At 71.4% G+C, this 26,526-nt stretch carries 25 protein-coding genes; 7 read left to right on the top strand and 18 right to left on the bottom strand.

The features are described 5' to 3' along the window. Window positions 1-69: 69 nt before the first annotated feature. From AB0B72_RS10195 to AB0B72_RS10185, 3 genes are all read right to left on the bottom strand, one after another. Entirely contained in the window at window positions 70-894 is an 825-nt protein-coding gene (locus AB0B72_RS10195; RefSeq protein WP_367738275.1) for a class F sortase, read from the bottom strand. An 80-nt stretch (window positions 895-974) separates the two neighbouring features. Next, entirely contained in the window at window positions 975-1,886 is a 912-nt protein-coding gene (locus AB0B72_RS10190) for a hypothetical protein (RefSeq protein ID WP_367738274.1), read from the bottom strand. A 117-nt stretch (window positions 1,887-2,003) separates the two neighbouring features. Then, the gene (locus AB0B72_RS10185; protein ID WP_367738273.1) at window positions 2,004-3,233 is read right to left on the bottom strand and encodes a hypothetical protein; all 1,230 of its coding nucleotides are present in this window, start codon (window positions 3,231-3,233) and stop codon (window positions 2,004-2,006) included. Window positions 3,234-3,380: 147 nt separating this feature from the next. Between AB0B72_RS10185 and AB0B72_RS10180 the strand changes: the two genes are divergently transcribed. Continuing rightward, a complete protein-coding gene (locus tag AB0B72_RS10180) occupies window positions 3,381-4,256 on the top strand; it encodes a hypothetical protein (protein WP_367738272.1) in 876 nt (291 codons plus the stop codon). 71 nt (window positions 4,257-4,327) lie between these two features. Here AB0B72_RS10180 and AB0B72_RS10175 read toward each other — a convergent pair whose 3' ends face one another. Next, a complete protein-coding gene (locus tag AB0B72_RS10175; protein WP_367738271.1) occupies window positions 4,328-5,359 on the bottom strand; it encodes a class F sortase in 1,032 nt (343 codons plus the stop codon). Window positions 5,360-5,373: 14 nt separating this feature from the next. Continuing rightward, on the bottom strand, window positions 5,374-6,723 hold the full coding sequence (locus AB0B72_RS10170; RefSeq protein WP_367738270.1) for a hypothetical protein: 1,350 nt from the start codon (window positions 6,721-6,723) through the stop codon (window positions 5,374-5,376). 262 nt (window positions 6,724-6,985) lie between these two features. Here AB0B72_RS10170 and AB0B72_RS10165 point away from each other — a divergent pair, with 262 nt between their 5' ends. The 3 genes from AB0B72_RS10165 to AB0B72_RS10155 all read left to right on the top strand — a co-directional run bounded on the left by AB0B72_RS10165 (window position 6,986) and on the right by AB0B72_RS10155 (window position 9,416). After that, window positions 6,986-8,131, top strand: a complete 1,146-nt coding sequence (locus AB0B72_RS10165) for an acyl-CoA dehydrogenase family protein (RefSeq protein ID WP_367738269.1) — start codon at window positions 6,986-6,988, stop codon at window positions 8,129-8,131. A gap of 61 nt (window positions 8,132-8,192) precedes the next feature. Then, window positions 8,193-8,996, top strand: coding sequence for an alpha/beta fold hydrolase (locus AB0B72_RS10160; RefSeq protein ID WP_367738268.1), 804 nt, complete (start codon window positions 8,193-8,195; stop codon window positions 8,994-8,996). Between the two features lie 225 nt (window positions 8,997-9,221). Further along, complete coding sequence (locus AB0B72_RS10155; protein WP_367738267.1) at window positions 9,222-9,416, top strand: hypothetical protein; 195 nt, start codon at window positions 9,222-9,224, stop codon at window positions 9,414-9,416. Window positions 9,417-9,476: 60 nt separating this feature from the next. Here the strand turns inward: AB0B72_RS10155 and AB0B72_RS10150 are convergent, their stop codons facing one another. The 3 genes from AB0B72_RS10150 to AB0B72_RS10140 form a co-directional block, all read right to left on the bottom strand. Then, a complete protein-coding gene (locus AB0B72_RS10150; protein WP_367738266.1) occupies window positions 9,477-10,319 on the bottom strand; it encodes an alpha/beta fold hydrolase in 843 nt (280 codons plus the stop codon). Between the two features lie 69 nt (window positions 10,320-10,388). Next, on the bottom strand, window positions 10,389-12,614 hold the full coding sequence (locus tag AB0B72_RS10145) for a SpoIIE family protein phosphatase (protein WP_367738265.1): 2,226 nt from the start codon (window positions 12,612-12,614) through the stop codon (window positions 10,389-10,391). A gap of 119 nt (window positions 12,615-12,733) precedes the next feature. Further along, a complete protein-coding gene (locus AB0B72_RS10140) occupies window positions 12,734-13,438 on the bottom strand; it encodes a metal-dependent transcriptional regulator (RefSeq protein ID WP_367738264.1) in 705 nt (234 codons plus the stop codon). Between the two features lie 79 nt (window positions 13,439-13,517). On the opposite strand from AB0B72_RS10140, the gene AB0B72_RS10135 reads away from it, so the two are divergent. After that, complete coding sequence (locus AB0B72_RS10135) at window positions 13,518-14,129, top strand: UdgX family uracil-DNA binding protein (RefSeq protein ID WP_367738263.1); 612 nt, start codon at window positions 13,518-13,520, stop codon at window positions 14,127-14,129. 53 nt (window positions 14,130-14,182) lie between these two features. Here AB0B72_RS10135 and pdxH read toward each other — a convergent pair whose 3' ends face one another. Then, on the bottom strand, window positions 14,183-14,827 hold the full coding sequence (pdxH, locus tag AB0B72_RS10130) for a pyridoxamine 5'-phosphate oxidase (protein ID WP_367738262.1): 645 nt from the start codon (window positions 14,825-14,827) through the stop codon (window positions 14,183-14,185). Window positions 14,828-14,998: 171 nt separating this feature from the next. Between pdxH and AB0B72_RS10125 the strand changes: the two genes are divergently transcribed. Further along, window positions 14,999-16,105, top strand: a complete 1,107-nt coding sequence (locus tag AB0B72_RS10125) for a citrate synthase 2 (protein WP_367738261.1) — start codon at window positions 14,999-15,001, stop codon at window positions 16,103-16,105. 75 nt (window positions 16,106-16,180) lie between these two features. On the opposite strand, the gene AB0B72_RS10120 is transcribed toward AB0B72_RS10125, so the two are convergent. Together AB0B72_RS10120 and AB0B72_RS10115 are read right to left on the bottom strand one after the other, a co-directional pair. Further along, the gene (locus AB0B72_RS10120) at window positions 16,181-18,838 is read right to left on the bottom strand and encodes an ABC transporter substrate-binding protein (RefSeq protein WP_367738260.1); all 2,658 of its coding nucleotides are present in this window, start codon (window positions 18,836-18,838) and stop codon (window positions 16,181-16,183) included. Between the two features lie 177 nt (window positions 18,839-19,015). Next, the gene (locus AB0B72_RS10115) at window positions 19,016-19,633 is read right to left on the bottom strand and encodes a LysE family translocator (RefSeq protein ID WP_367738259.1); all 618 of its coding nucleotides are present in this window, start codon (window positions 19,631-19,633) and stop codon (window positions 19,016-19,018) included. Window positions 19,634-19,862: 229 nt separating this feature from the next. Between AB0B72_RS10115 and serC the strand changes: the two genes are divergently transcribed. Continuing rightward, window positions 19,863-20,975, top strand: coding sequence for a phosphoserine transaminase (gene serC / locus AB0B72_RS10110; RefSeq protein WP_367738258.1), 1,113 nt, complete (start codon window positions 19,863-19,865; stop codon window positions 20,973-20,975). 75 nt (window positions 20,976-21,050) lie between these two features. Here the strand turns inward: serC and AB0B72_RS10105 are convergent, their stop codons facing one another. The 7 genes from AB0B72_RS10105 to AB0B72_RS10075 all read right to left on the bottom strand — a co-directional run bounded on the left by AB0B72_RS10105 (window position 21,051) and on the right by AB0B72_RS10075 (window position 26,391). Then, complete coding sequence (locus AB0B72_RS10105) at window positions 21,051-21,683, bottom strand: rhomboid family intramembrane serine protease (protein ID WP_367738257.1); 633 nt, start codon at window positions 21,681-21,683, stop codon at window positions 21,051-21,053. A gap of 133 nt (window positions 21,684-21,816) precedes the next feature. Then, window positions 21,817-22,596, bottom strand: coding sequence for a crotonase/enoyl-CoA hydratase family protein (locus AB0B72_RS10100; RefSeq protein WP_367738256.1), 780 nt, complete (start codon window positions 22,594-22,596; stop codon window positions 21,817-21,819). A 16-nt stretch (window positions 22,597-22,612) separates the two neighbouring features. Next, entirely contained in the window at window positions 22,613-23,392 is a 780-nt protein-coding gene (locus AB0B72_RS10095; protein WP_367738255.1) for an SDR family NAD(P)-dependent oxidoreductase, read from the bottom strand. 33 nt (window positions 23,393-23,425) lie between these two features. After that, window positions 23,426-23,770 carry an STAS domain-containing protein gene (locus AB0B72_RS10090; RefSeq protein WP_367738254.1) on the bottom strand — a complete coding sequence of 115 codons (345 nt, stop codon included), beginning with the start codon at window positions 23,768-23,770 and terminating at the stop codon, window positions 23,426-23,428. 38 nt (window positions 23,771-23,808) lie between these two features. Then, window positions 23,809-24,579 (bottom strand): energy-coupling factor ABC transporter ATP-binding protein, encoded by a 771-nt coding sequence (locus tag AB0B72_RS10085; protein ID WP_367738253.1) that lies wholly within the window; start codon window positions 24,577-24,579, stop codon window positions 23,809-23,811. Beyond that, on the bottom strand, window positions 24,576-25,337 hold the full coding sequence (gene cbiQ, locus AB0B72_RS10080; RefSeq protein WP_367738252.1) for a cobalt ECF transporter T component CbiQ: 762 nt from the start codon (window positions 25,335-25,337) through the stop codon (window positions 24,576-24,578). Before cbiQ ends, AB0B72_RS10085 begins: the two co-directional genes overlap by 4 nt. Before the next feature lie 22 nt (window positions 25,338-25,359). Continuing rightward, window positions 25,360-26,391 carry an energy-coupling factor ABC transporter permease gene (locus AB0B72_RS10075; protein WP_367738251.1) on the bottom strand — a complete coding sequence of 344 codons (1,032 nt, stop codon included), beginning with the start codon at window positions 26,389-26,391 and terminating at the stop codon, window positions 25,360-25,362. Window positions 26,392-26,526 lie beyond the last annotated feature (135 nt).

Here is a 26,526-nt window from a genome sequence, read left to right as displayed (position 1 = left end):
GGTCGAAGAGACGATAGCCTCACAGACCGCCGGCCACGACCCCTTCGGGGACTCCGCCGGTGCTCAGGATCAGCGGTTCGCGAGGTGCGTGCCGATCATCGTCGCGTAAACGATGACATTGTCCACATAATGACCGGTCGCCCGGTTGTAGGTGCCCCCGCACGTGATCAGGCGCAGCTCGGCGTTGGCCGCCGGGCCGTACACGCGGTTGGTGGGAAAGGTCGTCTTGTTGGCCTGCTCGATCCCGCCCACCTGGAAGACGGCCACGGTGCCGTCCATCCGGACGACCTCGAACTTGTCTCCGTACCGCAGCTCGTGCAGGCGGCTGAAGACCGCGCTGCGTGTCGTGGTGTCCTTGTGGCCCAGCATGACCGCGGGGCCGGCCTCGCCGGGGGTGGGGCCGCCGCGGTACCACCCCACGAGGTTGTGGTTGTTGATCGGCGGCGTCTCGATCGCCCCGAACCGGTCCGTGCCGACCGACTTGATCGGGGCGTTGACGCCGATCTTGGAGATGATCAGGCGCTTGGGCGTGGAGGGCTGCATCGGCGGCGCCGGAGGCGCAGGCGGAGCGGGAGGCGGTGCCGTGGCGGCCGCCTGCGTCAGCGGCTGTCCCGGGCCGCCCGGGCCCACGGTGGGGGGCAGCCCTCCTTGGGCGCCCAGTGCGAGCACCGAACGGCCCGAAGGCTCGTACTCTTCGGGGGAGCTCGCCATGAAGACGAATCCGATGACCACTGTGACCAGGCCGACCACAGCCGCGAGGATCAGCACCCCCCGAAGGGCCTGGGTGCCGCCTGGCCGGGGTTTCTCCGGCTCCGGCGGGGGCTGCTGCGCCTGCGGCAGCATGACCGGCTGGTAGATCGGCTGGCCGTACACCGGCTGGGGATAGCCCTGCATCCTCGGATCGAAGGGTCCGTAGGGCGGGCCGGGCTGCCCCGGAGGGAACTGTCCAGGCGGCGGCGTGGTCATGGCCGGTCCTAGTGCCGCACCGGCCGGCGCCGGGCCCGGATCATGAGACCACCGGTCGCCGCGGCGAGCATGAGCCCGGTGCCGGTGAGCACCAGTACCCGCCCGTCGGGCCCGATCTCACCGCCGCCGCCCGTCGCGGCGCCTCCGCCCGGCGTATGGGTGACCTGTCCGTTCCTGGTCTTACTCGGTTTGGCGGTGACCGTCTCGTAGACCGTCCGCGTCGGCCGCGGCGTGGAGGCCGTCGGCGTCGGCGTCGTGCTCGCCGAGTTGCTCGCCGACGCGCTCCCTGAGGCCGCGACGGGGATCGTGGCCGCCGCGGGGGTGGCGCCGGTGGCGATCTGACACGTGTAGAGCAGCGCGGGCGTCCCCGTCCCGGTCGCCGTCGAGTCGACGAGGTTCAGCGTGAAGTCCTTCGCCGTCAGGACGATGGACGTGGCACCGGTGGACGGCGTGACTGTGATCGTTGCGACCGGAAGCGGGGGAAGCGAAGCGCCTGCCGTCATGCTCGCCACCGGCGCGGTAGCCGTCGGAGTGCCCATGGCCGGAGTGCTCGCCGTGGTGGGGCTGACGCTGGCCACCACGGAGGGCACGAGCTGAAGCGCCTTGCCCGTGCCGATGGCACTCGGCGCGGGAAGGGGGGCCGTCGCGGGCGCCGCGATCGTCAGCGTGGCGGTGAACGCGGTGCCCACGGTGGCGGTGGCGACCGGCCCCGTCAGCGTGACGGTGAAGGCGCCGGTGTAGGCGGTCGCGGTGCTTCCGGACCCCGGCGTGCACGTGTAGCTCACGGTCTTCGTGTCCGCGCTCGCACCGACCGCGCACAGGCCGCCGAGGAGGACACCCGCGCTGACCGCTCCGGCCGCGGCGGCCCTTCTGGCGATACGGCCGCGCGCGTTGGACTTCAGCACTGGCTTCTCTCCCATTCAGAATCTCCGCAGTAACAGGCGTACCAGCATCCCAGCATACGGTCACGCTCAGGTAGAGATCCTATGGACAAAGCACCCACCCCGCACCACTTCGCCTTTTGTCTTGCCATCACGTCACCCGCCGGTCCGCGACGCGCCCGGCCGGAAGCGGCGTAGCAGCAGGCCTCCGGAGGCGGACGCGGCCATCAGCGCGATGCCGCCCAGCACCAGGAGCCTGCCGTCGGGGCCCACCTCTCCCCCGCCGCCGGTCTGCGCGCCGCCCAGGGGAGTCAGGGAGACCTCGGCGGTCACCGTGTTCGACACCGTATGCGAGACCGTGTTCGACACCGTAGCGGAGACGGTGGTGGTGACGGTCTCGGTGACCGACGCGGTCGCCGTCTCCGTGGACGTGCCTGTCGAGGTGTCGGTCGCTGTGGGAGAGCCGGAGTCGGTGGGCGTCTGCTCAGGGGTATGGGAACCCGACGCGAGCACGGTCATCGCGATGGAGGCCCGCGACGCGGACGGCGGGAGCGTGCAGGTGTAGAGGTCCGGCGTGACGGTGGCCCCCTGTGTCACCAGCCGCATGGTGAAGTCGCCCGCCGCGATCCCGACGGTGCCCTCCACCGTGGGCGTCAGCGTGACGACCAGGTCCGGGATCGGTGACAGCGTGGCTCCGGACGTCAAAGGGCTCGCCATCGTCGCCGTCCCGGCAGGCGTCAGCGTGATCGCGCCGCCGGGTGTCGCGGAGACGCCGGTCGCGGAGTCGGTGACCGACGGGGACGTCGACTCGCTCTCCCCAAGCGTGGACGGCTCCGAGGGGCCGTCCGTGAACGGCGGCGTCGATGTCTCGGAGGTGCCGTCGCTCGGCGTCGGCGTCGGCGTGTCGGAGGTGCCGTCGCTCGGCGTCGGCGTGGGTGTGTCGGAGGTGCCGTCGCTCGGCGTCGGCGTGGGCGTGTCGGAGATGCCGTCGCTCGGCGTCGGCGTCGGTGTCCCCGTCTCTCCGGTGAGGGGTGCTCCGGTGACCTCCATCAGCCCCTCGGCGACGAGGACGTCGCTCGTGGCGATGCCCGTCGGCGCGACCAGGGCCTGGCCGTCGCCGCTGGGAGAAGCGGCGGCCATCTGCCAGGTGACCTGGACGGCCTGACCGGCGGCCGGACCGGCGGGAGCGCGCAGCACCACGTCGACCGGGTACGTCGCGGAGCCCGTGCGGCCCAGGGCCGTACAGGAGTACATGACGGTGCTCGTCGAGTCCAACGCCAGCACCGGCCACGCCACCAGGGCGGACGCCACCGCGGCACCCGCCGCCGCGGCTCTCGATGCGATGCGGTGCCGGGCACTGCGGTGCCGGGCACTGAGCTTGGGCACGGCTTGTCTCCCCATCACGGCCGTCGCGATCACGTGGGCCCCAGTCTTCCAGGAGTTGACCGTCGTCTTCGCCCAAAGGCCGCATATGTCAGGAAACGCTCAGGAACCTCCCACGTTTCGGCGGTGTAAGGAGAACCGGAGGTGTATATGAAACGACTATTCGCGATGCTCGGCGCGGCCGTCGCCATGTCCGTGGCGGCACTTATGACGGTGCTGGCAACGGCGCTCGTGACTGTGCTCGCCACGGCCTCGCCCGCGTCCGCCGGCGCGTGGGCGGTGACGGAGCTCGACCCGCTGCCGCCCGCGGTGAAGCCCGACATCGGTTACACGATCGGCTACTGGGTGCTGCAGCACGGGACGCATCCGATCTACGGGTCCTCCGTGGAGCCGGTCGTGACCGGGCTGCGGCTGACCGGGGAGAACGGGAAGAGGCTCACGTACGAGGGCACGTCCCTCCCCGAGCCCGGCCATTACGCGGTCACCGTCAAGGTGCCCGCGGGCCGCTGGCACGTGGAGAGCCTTCAGGGGGAGTTCGCGCCGTACGACATCGGGACGCTGGCCGTGCCCGGCGGGCTGACGCTGTCGCCGCCGATGTTCCCGCCGCCGGAGGGCATCGATGTGACGGACTACTGGGGTGCGGTGAAGCCGCCGGGCTTCCCGTGGAAGGCGGTGAACGTGGTCCCGGGCCCGACGCCGGCCATGACCGTGGCACCGGCCCGGCCGGCCGCCATGGCGCCGGCGACGGCCACGGCGGCGGCGAGCCCCGCCGCGCGCGCCGCGGTGCCCGCCGAGGTCGGCTCCTCACCCTTGCGACAGCCGTACATGCTGGTGCTCGCCGTCGTGGCGGGGGTCGCGGGCACGCTGCTCGCCCAGCGCTTTTCCGCGGCGCGCGTACGGCGAGGACCCGGCGGCCATCCGGCAGGCGGCGCGGACGAGGCGGGCGGGACCACCGGCCCGGCGGAGCCCGACGATGTGATCACCCTCGGCGGGGGACGTAAGCACGGAGGACTGAGGCCGGGGTGACCGAGACCGGGGTGACCTGAGCCGGCGGGCGGCGCCGTGGGGGAAGGCGTCGCCCGTGAACGCTCAGCCAGTCACTTGCCCTTGGTCGAGGTGAGCGTCGCGTAGACGACGATGTTGTCGGTGTAGCTGTGCCGCTTGGCGTTGAAGACGCCGCCGCAGGTGATCAGGCGGAGCGAGGCGGTGACCGTGTTGCCGTAGACCCGCTTCGTCGGGAACGTCGACTTGCCGACCTGCTCGATGCCGTCCACCGTGAAGATCGCCGTCTTGCCGTCGGCGCGCAGCACGGCGATCTTGTTGCCGCGCTTCAGCTCGCGCAGCCGGCTGAACACCGCGGAGCCCTTCTTGGTGTTGACGTGGCCGAGGATGATCGCGGGGCCCTGGTCGCCGGGAGCCGGGCCCAGGCGGTACCAGCCGGTGAGGCTGGGCCGGCTCAGCGGAGGCGCCTGGATCTCCCCGGACTTCTCCACGCCGACCTGGCCCACCGACGCGTACACCCCGATGGCCGGGATCCGGATCTTCACCGGCCGGCCGGGGACCTTGGCGGGGGCCTTCGGAGCCTTCGAGGAGGACGACAGCGGCGACGACGAGGACGAAGCGGTGGTGGTCGTGAGCGCGAGCGGGGGGAACGGCTGGAGCACCGGGTCCGGCGGCGGGGCCGTCGGGGCGGCCGCCGTAAGGGGCACGCCGGGGCCGCCCGGGCCGACGGTCGGCGGGAGGTAGGCCGCCATCCGGTCGGCGTTCTGCACGTTCACCTGTCCAGGCAGGGGCTCCTGGGGGTCGGACGCGGGAGGGGACAGCACGGCGAGCATGCCGACCATGATGGCCACGATCCCGCCGAAGGACCCGCCGATCAGGAGTGTCGCCAGGACGGGCTGCGGCATGGGCCGTCTCTTGCGCTGCGCGCCTGCGGGGCTAACGGCGCTCGCGGCCGTGGAACCGCTCGCGGGCGTGGAACCACTCGCGAGCGTGGCGCCGCTCGCGGAACCACCGGCGCCCGAGGGAGTGCCGGCGGTCGCGGGGATGCCGTCGGGCATGCCGTTCGCGGGGGTGCCGTCGGGCATGCCGTTCTCTGGCGTGCCGCCTGGGCCGGGAGTTGAGCTCATCGTCGTCGTCCCCCTCAGACGGTCGGCCGGTCGCCGGAGTGCGCCGCCCTGCGCCTCAGCAGTGTCAGACCGCTGAACACGCCGATCACCAGCAGGACGCTGCCTGAGCCGACGAGCAGCGGCCCGGACGCGGACATGCGCTCCGGTGCCTCACCGGTCTGCGCCCCGCCCTTGGGCGTCACCTTCACCTGCGCAACGGTCGGCGTCGCGGTCAGCGTCACCGTCGTCGTCGCCGTGGGCGTGGGGCTGCCCTGGACGTACACCGTGACCACAGGCGTGTGCGAGGGCGTCGGGGTCGGGGTTCCGGAGCCGGTCGGCGTCGCGCTGCCCGTCCCCGTGCCGGTCGGCGTCACGGACGGCGTGCCGCTGGGAGAGCCGTCAGGCGAGCCGGACGGGCTGGTCGGCGGAGTGCTGCCGCCGCCGACGGTCACGCGGATCGCGGTGGGCTTCTTCACCGGCTTGCACACCGCCCGGAGCTGCTTCGGCGGGTTGAGCAGCTCCTCGGTGACGGCGCGGAAGCCGTCCACCATGGCCCACTTGCCGTCGAGCTTCTTCACCGTCAGCTTGTGCGGCCCGTACGGCAGGCCGCGCATGCCCCAGAGCGTGTGGTTGCCCTGGTTGGCCACCACCACGGGGGTGCCGTCGGCGTTCTTGGACGCGTCGGCCGTGGCCGGGATGCCGGCCTTGCCGTCGATGTCGAAGTGCACCTGGCCGGCCCGGTAGTCCTGCTCGCTGATGAAGTCGACGCCTGTGCCGGTGAAGGCGAACGTCGTCTCCGCACCCACGACCTCGCTGGCGTGGACGTCCCGCCCGAGGTCGTTGAAGTTCAGGTCGCGGTCGTTGTAGTCGGTCCAGTCCGTGCCGACGTACGAGACCGCGGTGTTGTCGTCGTTGACGACCGTCTCCGACGCCGGCGGGGTGAAGTCGACCACGAGCTTCTGCGGGATGATCTCGATCGTCCCGGCCTCGGTGGTGGACACGGCACCGGAGATCAGCTCGGGCAGCGCCAGGGGGCCGCCGTCGGCGAGCAGCTCCTGGTCCTTGGAGCCGAGCGAGTCGAGCTGCCCGTTCCACATCGCGCCGTTGACCCCGACCGTGCCGGTCGCCGACAGCCGCGCGCCGGGCTGGAGGAGCTCGGGCGACAGGAACCGGGTGCCGTCCCGGTAGGCGACGCCCCACCGGACGTCAAGCGGCTGGCCGACGCCGAGCGCCGTCTGCAGGGTGAGCGTCACCTTGAGGTTCACCGGGGTGGGCGCCACGCTTCCGGCGGCTCCGGTGCACGAATAGTTCAGGTCGACCGCGACGGTCTCCGCCCTCGCCGTCGTCAGCGGAAGCGTGAGGAGCATCCCTCCGGCAACGCTCACCGCGGCGGCGAGAATCCCGCGCCGCCCCGATCTCCACCGAACCACCGCACGCTCCGATCGCGAAGCCTTACCCCACAGGCACATACACCAAACCGAAGCCTGATCTTAGAGGGAACAGGTGGCACCAAAGGGGCAGATACCACGATGGTGGCGGAGTTGTGACCGAGCGAGGCCGATGCCCAGGCCAGGGGCGATCGACCCGGCATCCACCAGAATCGTATTCTGGTCGCGGCAGCCATCTCTGACCCGGAAGGCGTACCCGATGCGGCGAGACCTCTTCGACGAGGAACACGACCTCTTCCGCGAGACCGTCAGGGAGTTCCTGGCTCGCGAGGTCGCGCCCCACCACGGCCAGTGGGAGAAGGACGGCATCGTCCCCCGCGAGGTGTGGAAGAAGGCCGGTGAGCTGGGCATGTTCGGCTTCTCCGTCCCCGAGGAGTACGGCGGGGCGGGCATCACCGACTTCCGCTACAACACCGTCATCGTCGAGGAGATCATCCGGATCGGCGCGAACGGCCTCGGCTTCTCGCTGCACAACGACATCATGGCGCCGTACCTGGTGGACCTGACCGACGACGAGCAGAAGCGCCGCTGGCTGCCGGGCTTCGCGTCGGGCGAGCTGATCACCGCCATCGCGGTGACCGAGCCGGGGGCCGGCAGCGACCTGCAGGGGGTGCGCACCACGGCCGTCCGCGAGGGCGACCACTACGTCGTCAACGGGCAGAAGACCTTCATCACCAACGGGATCAACTCCGACCTCGTCGTGGTCGTGGCCAAGACCGACCCGGCGGCGGGGGCGCGCGGCATCACGCTGCTCGTGGCCGAGCGCGGCATGGAGGGCTTCACCCGCGGCCGCAACCTGGAGAAGGTCGGCATGCACGCCCAGGACACCGCCGAGCTCTTCTTCGACAACGTCCGCGTGCCCGTGGCCAACCGGCTCGGCCCCGAGGAGGGCCAGGGCTTCGTCCAGCTCATGAACAACCTGCCGCAGGAGCGGCTGTCCATCGCCGTCGCCGCCGTGGCGGCGGCCGAGTCGGTGCTGGAGATGACCATCGAGTACTGCCGCAACCGCACGGCGTTCGGCCGGAGCATCGGGCAGTTCCAGAACACCCGGTTCGTCCTCGCGGAGCTGGCCACCGAGGTCGACATCGCCCGCCTCTTCGTGGACAGGTGCGTCCTCGCACTGAACGCCGGGGAGCTGACGGCCGTCGACGCCGCCAAGGCGAAGTGGTGGACGACCGAGCTGCAGAACAAGGTCATCGACCGGTGCGTCCAGCTTCACGGCGGCTACGGTTACATGCTGGAGTATCCGGTGGCGAAGGCCTGGCTCGACAGCCGCGTGCAGACGATCTACGGCGGTACCACCGAGATCATGAAAGAGATCATCGGCCGGTCGTTCGGCTTCTGAGCCGCCGTCGGACGCCGGCCGCCCCGCCTTCGTCCCCCACTCTTGTTTCAGGAGGCCGCGCATGAGTCGTGTCACGTCGGAGGACGGCACGCCGATCGCGTACGAACGTCTCGGAAACGGGCCGGCCGTGATCCTGGTCGGCGGCGGAGGCGCCGTCGACCGTTCGGAGAACTCACCGCTCGCCGTGGCGCTGGGCGAGCACTTCACCGTCTACAACTTCGACCGGCGCGGCCGCGGCGAGAGCGGCGACACCCAGCCGTACGCTGTCGAGCGCGAGTTCGAGGACATCGCGGCGCTCATCGAGCACGCGGGCGGGCCGGCCCACCTGTACGGCGTGTCCTCCGGCGGCGCCCTGGTGCTGGAGGCGGCGGCGGCCGGGCTGCCGATCGACGAGATCGGCGTGTACGAGGTGCCCTACGACGTCTCGCCCGGCGTCCAGGAGCGGCACCGCGAGTACACCGAGAAGCTCGGCGCACTGCTCGCCCAAGATCGCCTGGACGACGCCTTCGAGCTGTTCATGCGGCTGGCGGGCTCCTCCGACGACGACGTCCGGGGAGCGCGGAGCTCGCCGATGTGGCCCGAGCTGATCGCCAACGCCCGCACGCTGGCCTACGACGCGGCGTGCCTGAACGACGGCAGCCCGCCGGTCGACCGGCTCGCGAAGGTGAGCCAGCCGGTGCTGGTGGCCACCGGCGGCATGCCCGACCCCAACATGGGCGGCCTGGCCCCCGGCTTCTTCGACCACGCCGCGGACGCCGTCGCCGAGGTCCTGCCCCGCGCCGAGCGCGTCGTCATCGAGAGCCAGGGCCACGTGGCCGACCCCAAGGCGGTCGTCCCGGTGCTCAAGCGCTTCTTCGAGTCCTGAGCTGCCCGCGCCCGGGGCCGCTCTCCCCTTGCCACGGCACCGGCCGGTGCCGCGCGGCACGCCGTGCCCGTACGGGGGACGGTCCTCCCTTGGCCCCGCACCGGCCGGCGCCGGGGGCGGGCACTCCGGCGCCGCGCGCCGGGGACGTCGCGGGCGCATACTGGTCTGCGGAGGCTCCCGGCGGCGCCTCCGGCCGCCGGGCGGACCCTCACCGGGCGGGCAGGCATGCAGGCATCCGGCTCCGAGGCGGTGGCGATGGACAACGGCGGGCTGGTCCTGCTGGTCTTCCTGGCGTTCCTGTTCGCGTGGGGGCTGAACCGCGTCCGCAGGATGCTCCGATTCGGCCCCGTCGCCTACACCGGCGTCATGATCGTCTTCGTTGTCGTCATGCTGGCCGTTTACACCCAAACCCAGCGCTGACGCACCCACGCCGTGCGGGGCGGCGCACGCGACTCTGCCGCTCAGACGACGGAGCCAGGCTCAGGCGGCGGAGCTGCCGGTCAGGAGCACACCGGCCACCAGTTCCGGCGCGTCGCTCATGGGGATGTGGCCGCAACCTCGCAGGATCTTGACCCGCTGCTCCGACCATCTCGCCGCCCGGACGGCCTGGCGGCGGAGCAGGATGCGGTCGTGCTCGCCCCACGCGATCGTGATCGGCACCTTCGGACGGCCCGGAGGCCCCGTCTCCCTGAACGACGCGAGGGTCTCGTCGAATCCGGGCGCGTCGCGGAGGGCGTACGCCGCCGCCAGCAGCGCCTCGGGCGTCATGCGGGAGGGCTTGGCCACGAGCATCCTCGCCGACACCTTCCCTCCGAATGACTCCACCGCCGCCCTGACCAGGCTGGAGGTCACGGCCGACCTCCGCCCCGTCGTCGGCGCTGTGCCCCCACCGGCCGCCTCGGGACGCGCGTCGGGCAGCGCCCTGGTCATTCCGCGAATGACACGCAGCACCCCGCGGGCGTACGCCGCCTCGGGCCCGAACCAGAAGCCGGCCGGCGACAGCGCGACAGCCGTGCGGACGCCGCCGCGTGCGGCCAGCGTGAGCGCGACGTAGCCGCCCAGGGAGCTGCCGGCGACGTGCGGGTCGCGCAGCCCCAGCTCCGCGCAGAACGTCTCGATCGCGTCCGCGAGGGTCTCGGCGTTGTACGGCGTCCCGGCCGGCAGCGGTGGCGAGGCTCCGAAGCCGGGAAAGTCGACCGCGATGACGTCGCGGGTCCCGGCGAGCAGGCCGAGGACGGGCTCCCAGGCCTGCCAGTGATGGCCGATGCCGTGCAGCAGCACCAGAGGCGGCCCCGCCCCGCGCCGTTGGTAGGCCAGTTCCATGCTCACGAGTTAAGCACCCGCGCCGGCCTCTGTCCCGGACGCCGCCCCAGGCCTTTCCGGGGCACCGGCCTAGCGGCCGCCGATGGGGATCTCGAACCAGACGGCCTTGCCCTCGCGGGTCGGGCGGGAGCCCCAGCGCCGGGCGAGCTGGTCGACCAGGTAGAGCCCGCGCCCGCCCTCGTCGTTCTCCCCGGCGCTGCGGATGCGCGGCAGGCGCAGGTCCTGGTCGAAGACCTCGACCCAGATCGACTCCTTGCCCCGGCGCAGCCTCAGGGTGAACTCCTTGTCGCCGGCGATCTCCTCTTCGAAGCCGGGCACGTCCCACGACTCGTCGAACGGCAGCGGAGGCCCGTCGAGGGCCAGCTCGCGGCGCGGCACGCTCGCGCTGGCCGCGTGCAGGACGACGTTGGTGACCACCTCGGAGACGAGGAGGCAGGCGAGCTCGGCACGCTCGTCGGGCACCTGCCAGCCGGCGAACGCCTCGGAGGCCATCCGCCTCGCCTCGCTCACCATGATCGGCTGTGCGGGGAAGGTGCGTTCCTCCAGCTCCAGCTCGGTCCCGACCGACCGGACCACCAGGATCGCCATGTCGTCGTCGATCTCCCCCGGGACCGCGACGGTCGCGAAGTCCGCGATGCGTTCGACCGGATCGTTGGAGATCTTGGCGAGCTTCTCGCAGAGGACTCCCAGCGTCTCGTCGTCGCTGGGCGCCGCACCCTCCGCGTCACGCGGGGGGCGGCGGTCGACGAGGCCGTCGGTGTAGAGGAGCAGGGTCGCGCCCGGCGGCAGGACCCGCGTCTCCTCCTTGTAGACCAGGTCGGCGTGCATGCCCGACGCGCGGACCCCAAGGGGCTGGCCCACCTCGTGGATGTCCAGCTCGGTCACGTTGCCGTCGACGATCAGCAGCGGCGGGGCGTGGCCGGCGTTGGCGAAGGACAGCTGACGCGACCACGCGTCGTACACCATGTACTGGCAGGTGACGATCGGCGGGTTGGTGATGTCGGCGCCGAAGTCGTCGCGTTCGGGGGCCGCGACCACCCTGGTCCACTCGTCGAGCCTGGCCAGGATGTCGGCGGGCGGCTTGTCGTCCTGCGCGAACGCCCTGAGCGCGGCCCGGAGCTGCCCCATGACGGCGGCGGCCTTGGCGCCCCTGCCCTCGACGTCGCCGATCACGATGCCGACGCGACCGGCGGACAGCGGGATCACGTCGTACCAGTCGCCGCCCACCTGCGTCTGGATGCCCTGGCCGTGTGAGGCGAGCGGGGCGGCCGGGTAGTAGCGGACGGCGATCTCCAGGCCGTCGAGCGACGGGAGCTCGCGCGGCAGCAGATGCTTCTGGAACGACTCGGCGGTGTGCCGCTCCTCCTCGAAGAGCAGCGCGTTGTCCACGGCGAGCGCGACCCGCGTGGCGATGGCGCCGACGAAGTCGCGGTCGAAGGTGTCGTAGTGGGGCGAGCGCCGGTCGGTGAGGTTCGACATGCCGAGGTACATGAGGCCGAGGGTCTCCCCGCGCACGCACAGCGGGGCCACGATCGCGGAGGTCATCCCCACCTCGCCGCAGACGCGGGCCGCGCCCTCGCTGGGGGCCGGGTAGCTCACCTGGGAGAAGTCCTCGACCAGGATCGTCTCCTGGCGGCGCAGGGCGGTGTCGGCGTAGTGGCCGGAGGGGTACCTGATCTCGGCGCCGACGGGCTTCCAGGTGTCCGGCGGGGGCGTCCAGCCGTGCACGTGGGTGGAGACCTTCCGCACCAGGCGGTCGCTCTCGACGAGCTCGATGAAGCAGTGGTCGGCGAACTGGGGGACCAGCATCTCCGCGACCCGGTTGAGCGTCTCCTCCATGTAGAGGGAGCCTGCGAGCCGCTCGCCGATGCGCTCCAGCAGGCCGAACCGGTCCTTCTCGCGCTCGTTGCTGCGCATCGCCTCACGAGCGGTGATCACGATGCCGGTGACGGACCCGGAGGGATGCCGCAGCGGCACGGCCTGCGCCCGCACGTAGATCACGCTGCCGTCGCCGCGTACGACGTCGAACGTGCCCTCCCACACCCCGCCCCGGAGCACGTGCTTGGCGAGGTCGACGGCGAGCGGGTGGTCCTTCTCCATGATCCCGAGGGACATCAGGGACTCCCTGCCCGACGGGACGCCCACCCTGCCGAACAGCTGCTCGGCGAAGGGATTCCAGTACAGGACGTTGCTGAAGCGGTCGGTGACGACCACCGCCATCTCGGCGTGATCGAGGACCGAACCGGCGGTCAGATGATCGTCGGCGTCCTGGGACAGATCTCCCCAGCGTCTCATTCCACGACCACCCCGCTGCTTGGCTGCTTCGCTATGCCGGGCACGGGCGCTCCTGCAAGGGCTTGGTCGCGGGAAACGAGGGACTCCCTATGGGATTCAACCAGGCACAACTCTTTCCGTCATCGTCTGGTGACAAAAACGTGAGCGGCGACGTCGCGCGAAAGCTCCACGACCGTGCTCCCCGCCCCACCATCACCTGTCACCCGTACACCGTCGTCGCTCGCCGCGAGCGTCACCTCGCGTCCGGGTTGTATCCCAACTTGCTTGAGTTTAAGCATCAGGGCCGGATCGCTTTGCACTTGTTCGCTGATTCGGCGCACTACAACGGGGATCTGCACCGGCCCGGCGACCGCCACCATAGGCAACACCATCTCATCCTTGGTCATACCGGACTGCGTCACCCCCAGCTCCGCGAGCCCCGGAATCGGGTTGCCGTGCGGGCACACCTGAGGGTTGTCGAGGAGGCCGACGAGCCGGGTCTCCACCGACTCCGACATCACGTGCTCCCAGCGGCACGCCTCGATGTGCACCTCTTCCCACGGCATGCCGATCACCTGGGTCAGCAGGCACTCCGCGAGCCGGTGCTTGCGCATCACCCTGATCGCGAGCGTCCGGCCGAGATCGGTCATGCTGAGATGCCGGTCCCCCTCCACCTTGACCAGGCCGTCCCGCTCCATCCGGGCCACCGTCTGGCTGACCGTCGGGCCGCTCTGCTGCAACCGCTCGGCGATGCGAGCGCGGAGCGGCACGATGCCTTCCTCCTCGAGCTCGAAGATCGTGCGGAGATACATCTCCGTCGTGTCGATCAGGCCGTGTGCGGTCAAGGCTCCTCCAGTCCTCGTGGTTCGAGGCTACGACCTCCCCGGGTGTTCGCAGCCGACCTTATTGGGGAAGCGACCCAGCATGGGAAACATCGGAGCAGAGCGATTCCTTCCGGACGAGGTGAGCCTGTCCTCACTCCGGGAAGCCGCAGCTCACTGCGAGGGATGCGATCTCTTCCGCGAGGCCACCCAGACCGTGTTCGGGGACGGCGTTCCCGATGCCCGTTTCATGCTCGTCGGCGAGCAGCCGGGCGATCAGGAGGACCTGCGGGGAGCTCCGTTCGTCGGACCGGCGGGCAGGATGCTCGACCGGGCGCTGGAGGAGGCCGGGATCGACCGCGAGGCGGTCTACGTCACCAACGCCGTGAAGCACTTCAAGTTCGAGCCGCGCGGCAGGCGCAGGATCCACCAGAAGCCCTCGGCCGGCGAGATCGACGCGTGCCGTCCCTGGCTGGAGGCGGAGATGCGGCTGGTGGACCCCGCCGTGACGGTGGTGCTGGGCGCCACCGCCGCCCGCGCCCTGCTCGGCCCCTCGTTCAAGGTGACGCGGCACCGGGGCGAGCCGGTCCCCCGGCACGACGGCGCCTTCTACGTGGCGACCGTCCATCCGTCGGCGATCCTGCGGGCGCCCGACCGGGACGCGGCGTACGCCGGCTTCCTGGCCGACCTCAAGGTCGCGGCCGCGCTGCCCTGACGCCGGCGGCGGGCGGCGGAGCACCGGGGCACCGGAGCGCCGGGCCGGGCGGATCAGGGCGCGAGGCGCTCCATCACCCAGGAGCCGCCGCTCCTCCGGTACCGGAGCCGGTCGTGCATGCGGTCGGTCTGGCCCTGCCAGAACTCCACCTCCGACGGGATTACCCGCAGCCCGCCCCAGAAGTCAGGCAGCGGCGGGTCGTCGGGCCAGCGGCGGGCCAGTTCCTGGTAGCGGGCCTCCAGATGCTCCCGCGACGGCACCACGGCCGACTGCCGCGAGGCCCACGCGCCGATGCGGGAGCCGTACGGGCGGGAGTGGAAGTAGGCGGCGCTGTCCTCGCGCGGGATCCGTACGACCGGGCCCTCGACGCGGACCTGACGCCTGATGGGGTGCCAGGGGAACAGCAGGCAGGCGCGCGGGTTCTCGGTGAGGTCGCGGCCCTTGCGCGACTCGTAGTTCGTGAAGAACACGAACCCCCGCTCGTCGAAGCCCTTGAGCAGGACGGTGCGCGCCGACGGCCGGCCGCCGCCCGAGGACGTTGCGACGATCATGGCGTTGGGTTCGGGCAGCCCCGCGGCCACGGCGTCGGCGAACCACAGCGTGAACTGCCCCACGGGATCGCCGGCCATGTCCGATTCGAGGAGGGGCTCACCTTCGTAGCTGTGTCGGAGCCCGGGTAGTTGCGAAGCGCTGTCCACGGAACGGTATTGTTGCGCGCTCGGTTGATGTTCCGCGCGGTGGCCCCTACCAGGGAGAACGGCGTGAGGGAGGGCCGGGGGCAGGGCACTGCGTCCTTGAGGGTTAAATTGACCCGCCGGTATCTCGACATCAAGGCTCTGGGACTTCACAAGAGAGGGAGGCGGCCGAGAATGTCCGACTTCAAACCCGGCCTCGAAGGCGTGGTCGCGTTCGAGACCGAGATCGCGGAACCGGACAAAGAAGGGGGCGCCCTTCGGTATCGGGGCGTCGACATCGAAGAGCTCGTCGGCCACGTCTCCTATGGACACGTATGGGGCCTGCTCGTCGACAACACGTTCCAGCCGGGCCTGCCGCCTGCGGAGCCGTACCCCGTTCCTGTCCATTCCGGCGACATCCGTGTAGACGTGCAGAGCGCGCTGGCCATGCTGGCGCCCGCGTACGGCTTCCGGCCGCTGCTCGACATCGACGACGACCAGGCCCGCGACGATCTCGCACGCGCCTCGGTGACCGCCCTGTCGTTCGTGGCCCAGTCGGCTCGCGGGCTGGGTCTGCCCATGGTGCCGCAGAAGCGCGTCGACGAGGCCGAGAGCATCGTCGAGCGGTTCATGATCCGGTGGCGCGGTGAGCCGGACCCCCGGCACGTCAAGGCCATCGACGCGTACTGGACCTCCGCCGCCGAGCACGGCATGAACGCCTCCACGTTCACCGCGCGTGTGATCGCCTCGACCGGCGCGGACGTGGCCGCGGCCCTGTCCGGGGCCGTGGGCGCGATGTCCGGCCCGCTGCACGGCGGCGCCCCCGCGCGCGTGCTGCACATGATCGAGGGCGTCGAGCAGATGGGTGACGCCCGCAAGTACGTCCAGAGCGAGCTCGACAAGGGCCAGCGCCTCATGGGCTTCGGCCACCGGGTCTACCGGGCCGAGGACCCGCGCGCCCGCGTTCTCCGCCGTACAGCCAAGGAGCTGGGCGCGCCCCGCTACGAGGTGGCCGCCGCGCTGGAGACGGCCGCGCTGGAGGAGCTGCACGCCCGCAAGCCCGACCGCGTCCTCGCGACCAACGTGGAGTACTGGGCCGCGGTCATCCTCGACTTCGCCGAGGTGCCCTCCCACATGTTCACCTCGCTGTTCACCTGCGCCCGGACCGCCGGTTGGGCCGCCCACATCCTGGAGCAGAAGCGCACGGGCAGGCTCGTCCGCCCCAGCGCGACCTACGTGGGCCCCAGCCAGCGCTCGGTCAACGAGGTGCCCGGCTCGCAAGAGGTCGTCGGCAAGGTCTGAACCACCCCGTGAAGGGCCCGGCGGTCTCCGGCTCGGAGGCCGCCGCACCCTTTTCAGGCGGCCCTTTCGCGCCGTTCAGGGGGTGGCCTGCTCAGAGGGCACGTCGGGGAGGTCCTTGCAGAGCGGGTCCCTCGCCCTCGGCTCGTCGACCCTCAGGCGCCCGCAGCGGACCAGGACCGTGGAACCGCCCGCGCCCGTCCCGTTCACCTTCATGATCGTGACAGCCTTGTCCGCGGGATCGTGCGCCTCGGTGCCGGCGAAGTCGATCACCCCGCTGGATCCGTTCCACGCGGAGCGCCCGGAGGTGAGGGCGAGCCGGTAGAGGATGTCTCCCCTGCTGGGCAGCCTGCCCTGATAGGCCCGGTTCGCGGCGTAGTAGAACAGGCTCACCGCGTCGTAGGTGAGGATGAGGTTGTCCTCGACCGCGTGCGCGTTCCCGCCCGCGAGCAGGCTCTGGACGAATCTCGTCGGCGCCGTGGCACCGTCGCGCCACAGCTCCCGTCCGGCCAGCGCCGCGTAGTGGACCTCGACCCGTTTGAGGTCGCCGATCTCGCGTCCGTGGTCGGCGACCACCTTGATGACGTCGTCGCCGGCGAGCACCTTGACCGTCCCGTGCCCGCAGTCGTCGCCCTCGACCGAGCTGAGGAAGCCGAGGAACTCCGGCGCCCGGCCCGCGTAGAGGATGAGGTCGGGCTTGCGGCGGCACGCGAGCGACGCCGCCTCCGCGATCCCGCCGCCGCGCACGCTGTAGTAGACGGGCTCGTGCAGCCGGATCCCCTCCTCGCGCAACGCCTTGCCGTAGTCGTCGGCGAGGTTGTTCGTGTACCGGTCGCCGGACGACTGGTCCTGGATGATCACCGCCGACGGTCCTTCGACGTCCGCGAGGAGTCTGCGGCGGGCGAACCTCGCCGCCAGGACGGCCTCCCGGTAGTTCGTCGGGCTGAGGTGGAAGTAGTACGGGGACGGGCGGCCGTACGCGGTGGTCCCGCCGTTGACCTCGGCCGGGTCGTCCCTGACGTATCCGAGGCGGTCGGCGGTCGCCGTGGTGGCGAGCATCGGGATCTTGGCCGCGTGCAGCGTCCGTATGGCCTCTTCGACGCCCGTGACGCTCCTCTGGAAGCCGATCACGCCGAGCACGTGGGGATCCTCGGCCGCCAGCCCGCTGATCAGCTCCGCCGTCCGCCCCGCCCGCGAGAATTGGTCACCCGCGTTGGCGACCAGGACTTCGAGACGGGGCGTGTTCGAGACCGAGCGCTGGTAGGCCTCCACCGCCGTCAGCTCGGACACGGCCGCGGACAGCCGGTCGTCGTCGGGCTGGGCGTTCCTGATCGAGTACTCGCCGAACAGGACCACGCTCACGTACGGGCCGGAGTCCCTGGCGACGGCGTTGTTTCCGTCGATCTTGCGGATCAGGTCGTCGATCGAGCGGCCGAACAGGCTCTCGGGGCCGTGCCCCGCGGTGTTGACGACGCCCACGCACTCCCCGCCGACGTGCTCGGCCCAGGGCAGGCCGCCGCAATGGGCGTTCCTGTCCTGCTGGTTGCGGGCCAGCCACATGATGGGGCCGATGACCAGCAGCGCCATCACGCACCAGTAGCCGATCGCCCGCGTCCGGGTGGCGAGCAGCCGGGGCCGGTAATCCTCGTCCACGGGGCGGGTGGACGCGCTGACCAGGAGCCGCAGCGGCGGCACCCGCCGCCGCACCGTCGTCCGCCAGTCGCCGATCAGCGACGGGAGCTCCGCCAGCCTGCCCGCGATGACCGGCCGCGGAGTCGTCGCGACGCTCTCGGGGACGGCGGCCAGGACCAGGACCGGCGGGAGGAGCCCGGTCTCCTCGGTGGTCTCCTCCAGGATCCGCAGGAACCTCTCGACGGCCCCGCCGGGCTGCGTCGCGTCCAGGGCCAGCAACCCGTACAGCCCCCGCCCCCAGCTCGGCCACGGAATGATCCACTTCTGGTACGCCTGGCGGAGGTCCTGGCACATCGCGTGGACGAGTAGCCGCTCGACGTCCTCCTCGCTCGCGCTGGCCAGCCGGAGCGCGTATTTCGGCAGGCGTTCGAAGCGCTTCCTCGCCAGGTACGGCTGCCGCCTGAACCAGCCGTTGAAGAACGATCCCCGGATGGAGAGCATGGCCTGGGCGCCGGTGCCGGCCATGGCGACGAGCACCCCGAGCGCCCACGGGAGGAGGCTGACCAGGTCCGACGCCCCGCCCGCCCACCAGGCGGCCAGGGTTCCCACCGGCACCCATGTGGTGGCGGCCCGGCCGACGAAGTCGGCGACCGTCCTGCGTCCCCTGTCTCCGCCGTACCTGCCCCTGCGCCACTGCTTGAGCCGCTCCTTGAACTCGTCATAGCCCGCGCGCGACTGCGGATCAGGCGGCCACGCCCCGGCGGCGGGCTCGACGGCCGGCCGCTCGTCGCGCTGGCGGCGCGCCCACAGGGCGAACTGGACGAGGGGAAAGCGAGGTGGGGGCAGGAAGGAGCCGCCCACCGGCCTGCCGAGCTGCCCCCGCTCCCCCGCGAGGGCCGTGACGAGATCGCGGACCGACGCGTGCTGCGCCGCCGGCACCGAGGCGTGCGTGAGACAGTCCTCGAACGGCGCCGCCAGCCGCCGTACCGACTCGAAGGCGTCGTGATCGTGCCCGATGACGAACACGAGGGGAAGCGGCCGATCGGGCAGCCAGAAGAACGGCCGCCGCACCAGCCCCTCGACGACACCGTGCAGGTCGGCCACGAGGCTGCCTCCCAGGGGGGACGGGATTCGCGCGCACGGACGGCGTGATCGCGAGACGGGAAACCATGATGTCCCACCACCGGACCACGGGTCCACAACGGCCGGTGGCGCGGAAAAGCGCATTCCCCCGGCGTGCGGATCCCGGCCGCCTGCGATCGGGACCGCGCGAAGGAGAGGTCAGTTGACGACCAGGCGAACGCCCAGGCAGAGGAGGACGACACCGGTCACCTGTTCCAGGCGGCGGCGGACGGCGGACCGTTCGAATACCCATCGGACCTTGCTGAGCAGCAGTGACAGCAGCGTGTACCACAGGCTGCTGGACGCGGCCCAGACCAGGGCATAGGCCGCCGCCCGGCCCCAGGACCACTCTCCGGCGGAGACGAACTGGGGCAGCAGCGCGAGCGCGAACACCGCCACCTTGGGGTTGGTCAGGCAGGTGAGCAGGCCGACGGCGTACGCGCCCAGGGGGCGCGGCGGGGGCGTGTGCGTCCCCGGGTCCCGATCGCGGCGCGTGCGCGCCCGCAGGAGCGTGCGCAGGCCGATCAGGACGAGCAGCGCCGCGCCGGCGACGCGGACCGCGTCGAACATGCCGGGGCTGGCCGCGATCAGCGCGGACAGGCCCAGCACGGCGGACGCGAGCCATGCCAGGAGGCCGGTCGCCACCCCGAGAATCGACATGAAAGCGATCCGGCGCCCCCCATGCAGGGTCTGGCGGATCACCAGTGCGGACGCCGGGCCCGGCGAGATCGCGAGCAGAATCGTCGCACCGGCGAATACCAGTAATCGCTCCGACATGAGGCCATGGTAAACAGGCACCCTGGTCAAATGAATGATCCCGGAAAAGGCGATCGTGAACGTGGGCGACTTATCGCCGATAAGCTGGAAACCGATAAACATCCCCACACGACGTCCACGTCCTCGACTCCCAGGCCGAGGACGGCCGACCGGAGACGGGCCCCGTCGTACGGTCTCAAAATGCGGACCCAGGCCGTACCACCCGGTAGACGTAACTACTCTTGGTGGGGTGGCTGACATCGTGATTCCCACTGACATCAAGCCCGCCGACGGCCGGTTCGGCTGCGGGCCCTCGAAGGTCCGCCCCGCGCAGCTGGCGGCTCTCGCCGACGCCGGAGCGAGCGTGATGGGCACGTCCCACCGCCAGAAGCCGGTAAAGAACCTGGTCGGCCGGGTCCGTGCGGGTCTCGCGGACCTGTTCTCGCTGCCCGAGGGGTACGAGGTCGTGCTCGGCAACGGCGGCACGACCGCGTTCTGGGACATCGCCTCCTTCGGGCTCATCCGGGAGCGTTCGCAGCACCTGCACTTCGGCGAGTTCTCCTCCAAGTTCGCGACCGTGGCCGCCAAGGCGCCCTGGCTGGGCGACCCGACGGTGATCAAGTCCGAGCCGGGCAGCCACCCGCTGCCGGTGGCCGAGGACGGCGTGGACGTCTACGCGCTCACCCACAACGAGACCTCGACCGGCGTCGCCATGCCGATCAAGCGGGTGGGCGGCGACGACTCGCTCGTGCTGGTCGACGCCACCAGCGGCGCGGGCGGCCTGCCCGTGTCGGCGGAGGAGTTCGACGTCTACTACTTCGCCCCGCAGAAGAGCTTCGCCTCCGACGGCGGCCTGTGGCTCGCGCTCTTCTCGCCCAGGGCGCTGGCCCGGGTGTCGGAGATCGCGGACAGCGGGCGGTTCGTCCCCGAGTTCTTCAGCCTGCCGACGGCGATCGACAACTCGTCGAAGGACCAGACCTACAACACCCCGGCCGTCGCGACGCTCTTCCTGCTGGCCGACCAGCTCGACTGGATGAACGGCCAGGGCGGCCTGGCGTGGACCACGGCCCGCTCCGCGGAGTCGGCGGCCCGCCTGTACACCTGGGCGGACAAGACGTCCTACACCACGCCGTTCGTCGCCGACCCGGCCCAGCGCTCCAACGTCGTGGGGACCATCGACTTCGACGACTCGGTCGACGCCGCCGCCGTCGCGAAGGTGCTGCGGGCCAACGGCATCGTCGACACCGAGCCGTACCGCAAGCTCGGCCGCAACCAGCTCAGGATCGCGATGTTCCCGGCCATCGACCCCGCCGACATCGAGGCGCTGACGGTCTGCGTGGACTACGTGGTCGAGCGCCTCTGATCCCATCCCCGCCGTACGGCCGCGCGGCTCTGTCCTGGCCCGCGCCGTACGGCCGCTTCGAGACGGATGCGCGGTTCAGACGGCGGACGGCACGCGACGGCGGCGGCGCAGCAGCCAGGCGCCGAGGACGCCGCCGATGAGGCCGAACAGGTGGCCCTGCCAGGAGATGCCCGGCTGGGAGGGCAGGGCCCCCCACAGGATCGAGTAGTACAGCACGGCGACCACCACGCCGAGCAGGATGTCGAAGGCCCGGCGGTCGAACAGACCCCGGGCCACGACATAACCGAAATATCCGAAAACGAGGCCGCTCGCGCCGATCGTCAGCGTGTTGGGCGGGCTGGTGAACCACACCCCCAGCCCGCTGATCAAGATGATCACGAGGCTCGCCCCGAGGAACCGGCCGATCCCCCTGATCGCGGCGAGGAAGCCGAGGATGAGCAGCGGCACCGAGTTGGCCATGAGGTGCGGGAACCCGGCGTGCAGGAACGGGGCGAACAGGATCCCGGGCAGGCCGTCCGTCTCGTGGGCCACGATCCCGTACCGGTCCAGCCGGCCGTCCTCGATGTAGTCGACGACCTCGACCGCCCACATGGCCGACACGAGGATGACCATCAGGATCGCGCTGCCCAGGGCGCCGCCCAGCAGCCTGGTCGTGCGGTCCTTCATCGACCGGCCCGCCGGGAGCGGCCCGGTCTCGGAATCGTTCATGGCTTTACGGTACGCAGTCCCGGTCACGAATGAGCGGACTGCCCCGTCTGCGGCCGATCATGCGGGATTCGCCCGCCGCGCCGTATTCGCACGTCGCGGGTGGCGGCGCCCCGTACGAACGCCGCCGTGAGCGCTACTGTCCCGACCAGTTCGGCGGCCGCTTCTCGGCGAAGGCCGCCGCGCCCTCCATCGCGTCCTTCGAGACGAAGACCGGCCCGGCGATCTCGCCCTGCTTGGCGAACATCTCCTCCCGCGACCAGTCGGCCGACTCGACCACGATCCTCTTGGTCGCGGCGACCGCCAGCGGCGCGTTGGCCGCGATCTTGCGGGCAAGCTCGATCGCGCCGTCGAGCGCCGCGCCGGCCGGCGTGACCCGGTTGACCAGCCCCAGCTCGTAGAGCCGCGACGCCGGGTAGTGGTCGCCGGTCAGGGCGATCTCCATCGCCACGTGGTACGGGATCCGGCGGGGCAGCCGCATGACGCCGCCCGCCCCCGCCACCAGGCCCCGCTTGGGCTCCGGCAGGCCGAACTTGGCGTCCTCGGACGCCACGATGATGTCGCAGGACAGGGCGAGCTCGAAGCCGCCGGCCAGCGCGTACCCCTCGACGGCCGCGAGGAGGGGCTTGCGCGGCGGCGCCTCGGTGACGCCGCCGAACCCGCGTCCCTCGACGACCGGGAGGTCGCCGGTGAGGAAGCCCTTGAGGTCCATGCCGGCGGAGAACGTGCCGCCCGCCCCGGTGAGGACGATCGCCGCCACGTCGCGGCGCCCGTCCAGGTCGTCGAGGGCCGCGGCGATCCCGCGCGCCACGGCGCCGTTCACGGCGTTCCTGGCCCGCGGGCGGTTGATGGTGATGACGGCCACTCCGCCGTCGGCCTCTACGAGTACGTCTTCCGCTTCCAATGAGCCGGACACCTGTGCTCCTTCGCGGTTACTTGGGCTGGAAGCGGATGCCGCCGTCGAAGCGGATGACCTCGCCGTTCATGTAGTCGTTCTCGATGAGCGCCCGGACCAGGTGGGCGAACTCGGAGGCCTTGCCGAGCCGCTTCGGGAACGCCACCGGCTGGATGAGCTTGGCCTTGAACTCGTCGGCGTTCTTGTCGCCGATCGTGCCGTAGATCGGGGTGTCGATGATGCCGGGGGCGATGGTGAGGACGCGCACGCCGATCGCGGCGAGATCGCGGGCGGCGGGCAGGGTCATGCCGATGATGCCGCCCTTGGACGCGGAGTACGCCACCTGGCCGGTCTGGCCCTCGATGCCGGCGACCGAGGCGGTGTTGACGACGACGCCGCGGGCGCCGTCGGCGTCGGCGGGCTCCGTCTTCGCCATGGCCGCCGCGCCGATGCGCATCAGGTTGAAGGTGCCGATCAGGTTGACCTCGATGACCTTGCGGTAGGACGCGAGGTCGTGCGGCGACCCGTCGCGCCCCACGGTCCGGGAGGCCCATCCGATGCCCGCGCTGCTGATCACGGCGCGCAACGGCCGGCCGGTGGCGACCGCGGCGTCCACGGCCGCCTGCACCGACCCCTCGTCCGCCACGTCGGTGTGCGCGAAGACGCCGCCGACCTCGTCGGCCAGCGCCTTGCCGCGCTCGGCGTTCAGGTCGGCGATGACCACGGTGGCGCCGATGCGGGCCAGCTCGCGGGCCGTGGCCTCACCGAGGCCACTGGCGCCGCCCGAGATGATTGCTGCTGCTCCGTTCAGATCCATAGCCGGACCCTAACGCGCCAACCGAATGAAGTTCTACTCAGGGTGGCCCAAAATTGCGGCATCGACGTCCGGGTAGACCTTGATCCTCCGGTCGAGGCCGGTGGTGCGCAGGATGCGGGCCACCGGAGGCTGCGGCGAGGCGAGGCGGACGCCCCCGCCCTCGCTGGTGGCCAGCCGCCACGCCTCGATCAGCACACTCAGGCCGCTGGAGTCCATGAACGACAGCGCGGTGAGGTCGAGCACGAGCGTCGGCCCGTCGTTCTGGATGGCGTCCCGGACCTCGTCGCGCAGGAACGGAGCCGTGAAAAGGTCGAGCTCGCCCTCCACAGCCACGACGACCGCACCCGAGAGCGACTGGCGTGCGAGCCGCAGCTTCATCCTTGAACCTCCTCCGGAGGCCCCACTTTACTTCTGTGTCAGTGGGGGTGAGCCGGCACGGCGAAGCCGTACGGGAGTTCCAGGCGGTGCGCCGAGAGCAGGTCGCCGTCCGACAGCAGCGCCGCGGTCGGCCCGTCCGCCGCGATCACCCCGCCGGAAAGGATCATCGCGCGCTCGCACAGCTCCAGGGCGTACGGCAGGTCGTGGGTCACCATGAGCACCGTGACGTCGAGATCGCGCAGGATGCCGGCGAGCTCACGCCGCGACGCGGGGTCCAGGTTGGAGGACGGCTCGTCGAGCACGACGATCTCCGGCTCCATCGCCAGGACGGTCGCCACCGCGACCCGGCGCCGCTGGCCGAACGACAGGTGGTGCGGCGGCCGGTCGATCGCGTCGATCATGCCGACCTTGTCGAGCGCGTCCCGCACCCGCCGGTCGAGCTCCTCGCCCTTCAGGCCGAGGTTGGCCGGCCCGAAGGCCACGTCCTCGCGGACGGTCGGCATGAAGAGCTGGTCGTCCGGGTCCTGGAAGACGAGACCCACCCGGCGGCGGATCTCCCGCAGCGTGTCCTTGCGCACCGGCAGCCCGGCCACCTCGACCGAGCCGTGCCCGGCGGTCAGGATGCCGTTGAGGTGCATGACCAGCGTGGTCTTCCCCGCGCCGTTCGGGCCGAGCAGGGCGACCCGCTCCCCCCTGCCGATCGTCAGGTCCACGCCGAACAGCGCCTGCGTGCCGTCGGGATAGGCGTACGCCAGGCCGCTCACCTTGAGGCTGTCGGGAAGGCTGACGGGAAGGGGGACGGCGGTCATGGGAGGCTCCACGCCACCAAGGCTGCCACGAATGCCAGGCCGGGCAGCAGGGCGGCCACCCCCCAGTCGCGCCGGGAGGCGGAAAGGTCCCGGATCGACGGCATCTCGCCCGTGTAGCCGCGGCTCAGCATCGCGAGATGCACTCGCTCCCCCCGCTCGTACGACCGGATGAACAGCGCGCCCGCCGACTTGGCCAGCACCGGAGCCTGGCGCAGGTCCCTGGCCACGAAGCCGCGCGACTCACGGGCGACCCGCATCCGGCGCATCTGGTCGCCGATCACGTCCATGTAGCGGAGCATGAAGGTCGCGATCTGGACGAGCAGCCGCGGCAGCCGCAGCCGCTCGGCGCCGAGAAGCATCATCCGGGGCTCGGTGGTGGCGGCGAGCAGGATCGAGGCGGCCACGCCGAGGGTCGCCTTGGCCAGGATGTTCCACGCCGCCCACAGCCCGGGGACGCTCAGCGACACGCCCAGCGCTTCGATCCGCTCGCCGGTGCCGATGAGCGGGATGGCCACGGCGAACAGCACGAACGGCACCTCGATGACCATGCGGCGGGCCACGAACGCCGCGGGCACCCGTGCGGCCGCCGCGACGGCGCCCAGAAGCAGGGCGTACACGCCGAACGCCCAGAAGCACTCGCGCGGCGTGGCGACGACCGCCACGGCGAAGGAGACGACGGCGACGAGCTTGCACTGCGGCGGCAGCCGGTGGACGAGCGTCTCCCCCGGCCGGTAGAGCTGGTGGTGGCCGCCGCTCATTCCGGTCGCCCGCCCGGGAGGCTCATGCGATCGCCCTGTCCTGGTGCCTGCGGCGGCGCCGTACGGCGTAGAAGACCGCTCCGCCGGCCACGACGGTCAGCCCCACGCCTGCGACCCCGGCGAGGCCATTCGACAGCCGCTGGTCGTCGACGCCCTTGACGCCGTACCCGGCGAGGGGCGCGTCCTCCAGGTGGTGCGGCCCGGCGTTCGCGCTCAGTCCCTTGTCGGCGGCCACCTTCTCCAGGCCGTCGGGGGCACTGGAGGCGTAGAAGGAGACGAAGCCCGCGAGGAGGACCGCGACGAGCGCGCCCCCCACGAGCACCGGCCGCAGACCGGCGCGCACGGGGGCGGGCTCCTGCTCCCCGACCTCGACCTCGCCGTCCGCCGTGCGGAGCACCAGCCGCCTCGCCAGGCCCCGCGCGCCGTACACCAGGTCCGGCCGGACGGCCAGCACGCTGCTCACCGTGACGGCGGTGATCAGCCCCTCGCCGAGGCCGATCAGCAGGTGGACGCCGCCCATCGCCACGGCCACCGAGGAGACCTCGATCGGCGCGGTGCCGCCGAGCCAGAACAGCGCCGTGAAGACCAGCGCGGCTGCGGGCACCGACACCAGCGCGGCCACGAACGACCCCGCGACCACCGCCCGGCGGCTGCCGGGGGCGGCCCGGGTGACCGTCCGGAAGACGGCCCACCCGACGACCGTGGTCACGATCGCCATCAGGGAGATGTTGACTCCGAGGGCGGTCAGCCCGCCGTCGGCGAAGAAGAACCCCTGCACGAGCAGCACCACGGCGACGCAGAGCACCGCCGTGTAGGGCCCGACGAGTATCGCGGCGAGCGCCCCTCCCAGGAGGTGGCCGCTCGTGCCGGCGGCGACCGGGAAGTTCAGCATCTGGACCGCGAAGATGAACGCGGCGACCAGGCCGGCCATCGGGGCGGTCCGGTCGTCCAGCTCGCGCCGGGCGCCGCGCAGGCACACGGCCACACCCGCGGCGGCGAAGACTCCGGCGCCGACGGAAACGGGGACGTCGAAGAATCCGTCGGGTACGTGCACGCTGACCCTCTCCGAGATGGACCGATCTGTCCTCCACTTTAAGACATAAAGTTGTTGTTGCAACTCATTCGCATTAGTGCGACCGGGGGTGCTCAAGGCCGGTTCACAGGCCCCTGGACCAGGGCATGGTCGTCC

Source organism: Microbispora sp. NPDC049125 (genome assembly GCF_040802045.1).
In the GTDB taxonomy this organism is placed as follows: Bacteria; Actinomycetota; Actinomycetes; order Streptosporangiales; family Streptosporangiaceae; genus Microbispora.
The sequence above is the reverse complement of the archived record's forward strand: the minus strand, read 5'-3'. Positions and strand labels throughout refer to the sequence as shown.

Bases quoted from the DNA above. Each gene is read 5' to 3' on its own strand.
- AB0B72_RS10195 (WP_367738275.1), bottom strand. From the start codon at position 894: ATGCAGGGCTATCCCCAGCCGGTGTACGGCCAGCCGATCTACCAGCCG.
- AB0B72_RS10190 (WP_367738274.1), bottom strand. From the start codon at position 1,886: ATGGGAGAGAAGCCAGTGCTGAAGTCCAACGCGCGCGGCCGTATCGCC.
- AB0B72_RS10180 (WP_367738272.1), top strand. From the start codon at position 3,381: ATGAAACGACTATTCGCGATGCTCGGCGCGGCCGTCGCCATGTCCGTG.
- AB0B72_RS10175 (WP_367738271.1), bottom strand. From the start codon at position 5,359: ATGAGCTCAACTCCCGGCCCAGGCGGCACGCCAGAGAACGGCATGCCC.
- AB0B72_RS10165 (WP_367738269.1), top strand. From the start codon at position 6,986: ATGCGGCGAGACCTCTTCGACGAGGAACACGACCTCTTCCGCGAGACC.
- AB0B72_RS10160 (WP_367738268.1), top strand. From the start codon at position 8,193: ATGAGTCGTGTCACGTCGGAGGACGGCACGCCGATCGCGTACGAACGT.
- AB0B72_RS10155 (WP_367738267.1), top strand. From the start codon at position 9,222: ATGCAGGCATCCGGCTCCGAGGCGGTGGCGATGGACAACGGCGGGCTG.
- AB0B72_RS10150 (WP_367738266.1), bottom strand. From the start codon at position 10,319: ATGGAACTGGCCTACCAACGGCGCGGGGCGGGGCCGCCTCTGGTGCTG.
- AB0B72_RS10145 (WP_367738265.1), bottom strand. From the start codon at position 12,614: ATGAGACGCTGGGGAGATCTGTCCCAGGACGCCGACGATCATCTGACC.
- AB0B72_RS10135 (WP_367738263.1), top strand. From the start codon at position 13,518: ATGGGAAACATCGGAGCAGAGCGATTCCTTCCGGACGAGGTGAGCCTG.
- AB0B72_RS10125 (WP_367738261.1), top strand. From the start codon at position 14,999: ATGTCCGACTTCAAACCCGGCCTCGAAGGCGTGGTCGCGTTCGAGACC.
- AB0B72_RS10115 (WP_367738259.1), bottom strand. From the start codon at position 19,633: ATGTCGGAGCGATTACTGGTATTCGCCGGTGCGACGATTCTGCTCGCG.
- AB0B72_RS10105 (WP_367738257.1), bottom strand. From the start codon at position 21,683: ATGAACGATTCCGAGACCGGGCCGCTCCCGGCGGGCCGGTCGATGAAG.
- AB0B72_RS10095 (WP_367738255.1), bottom strand. From the start codon at position 23,392: ATGGATCTGAACGGAGCAGCAGCAATCATCTCGGGCGGCGCCAGTGGC.
- AB0B72_RS10090 (WP_367738254.1), bottom strand. From the start codon at position 23,770: ATGAAGCTGCGGCTCGCACGCCAGTCGCTCTCGGGTGCGGTCGTCGTG.
- AB0B72_RS10085 (WP_367738253.1), bottom strand. From the start codon at position 24,579: ATGACCGCCGTCCCCCTTCCCGTCAGCCTTCCCGACAGCCTCAAGGTG.
- cbiQ (WP_367738252.1), bottom strand. From the start codon at position 25,337: ATGAGCGGCGGCCACCACCAGCTCTACCGGCCGGGGGAGACGCTCGTC.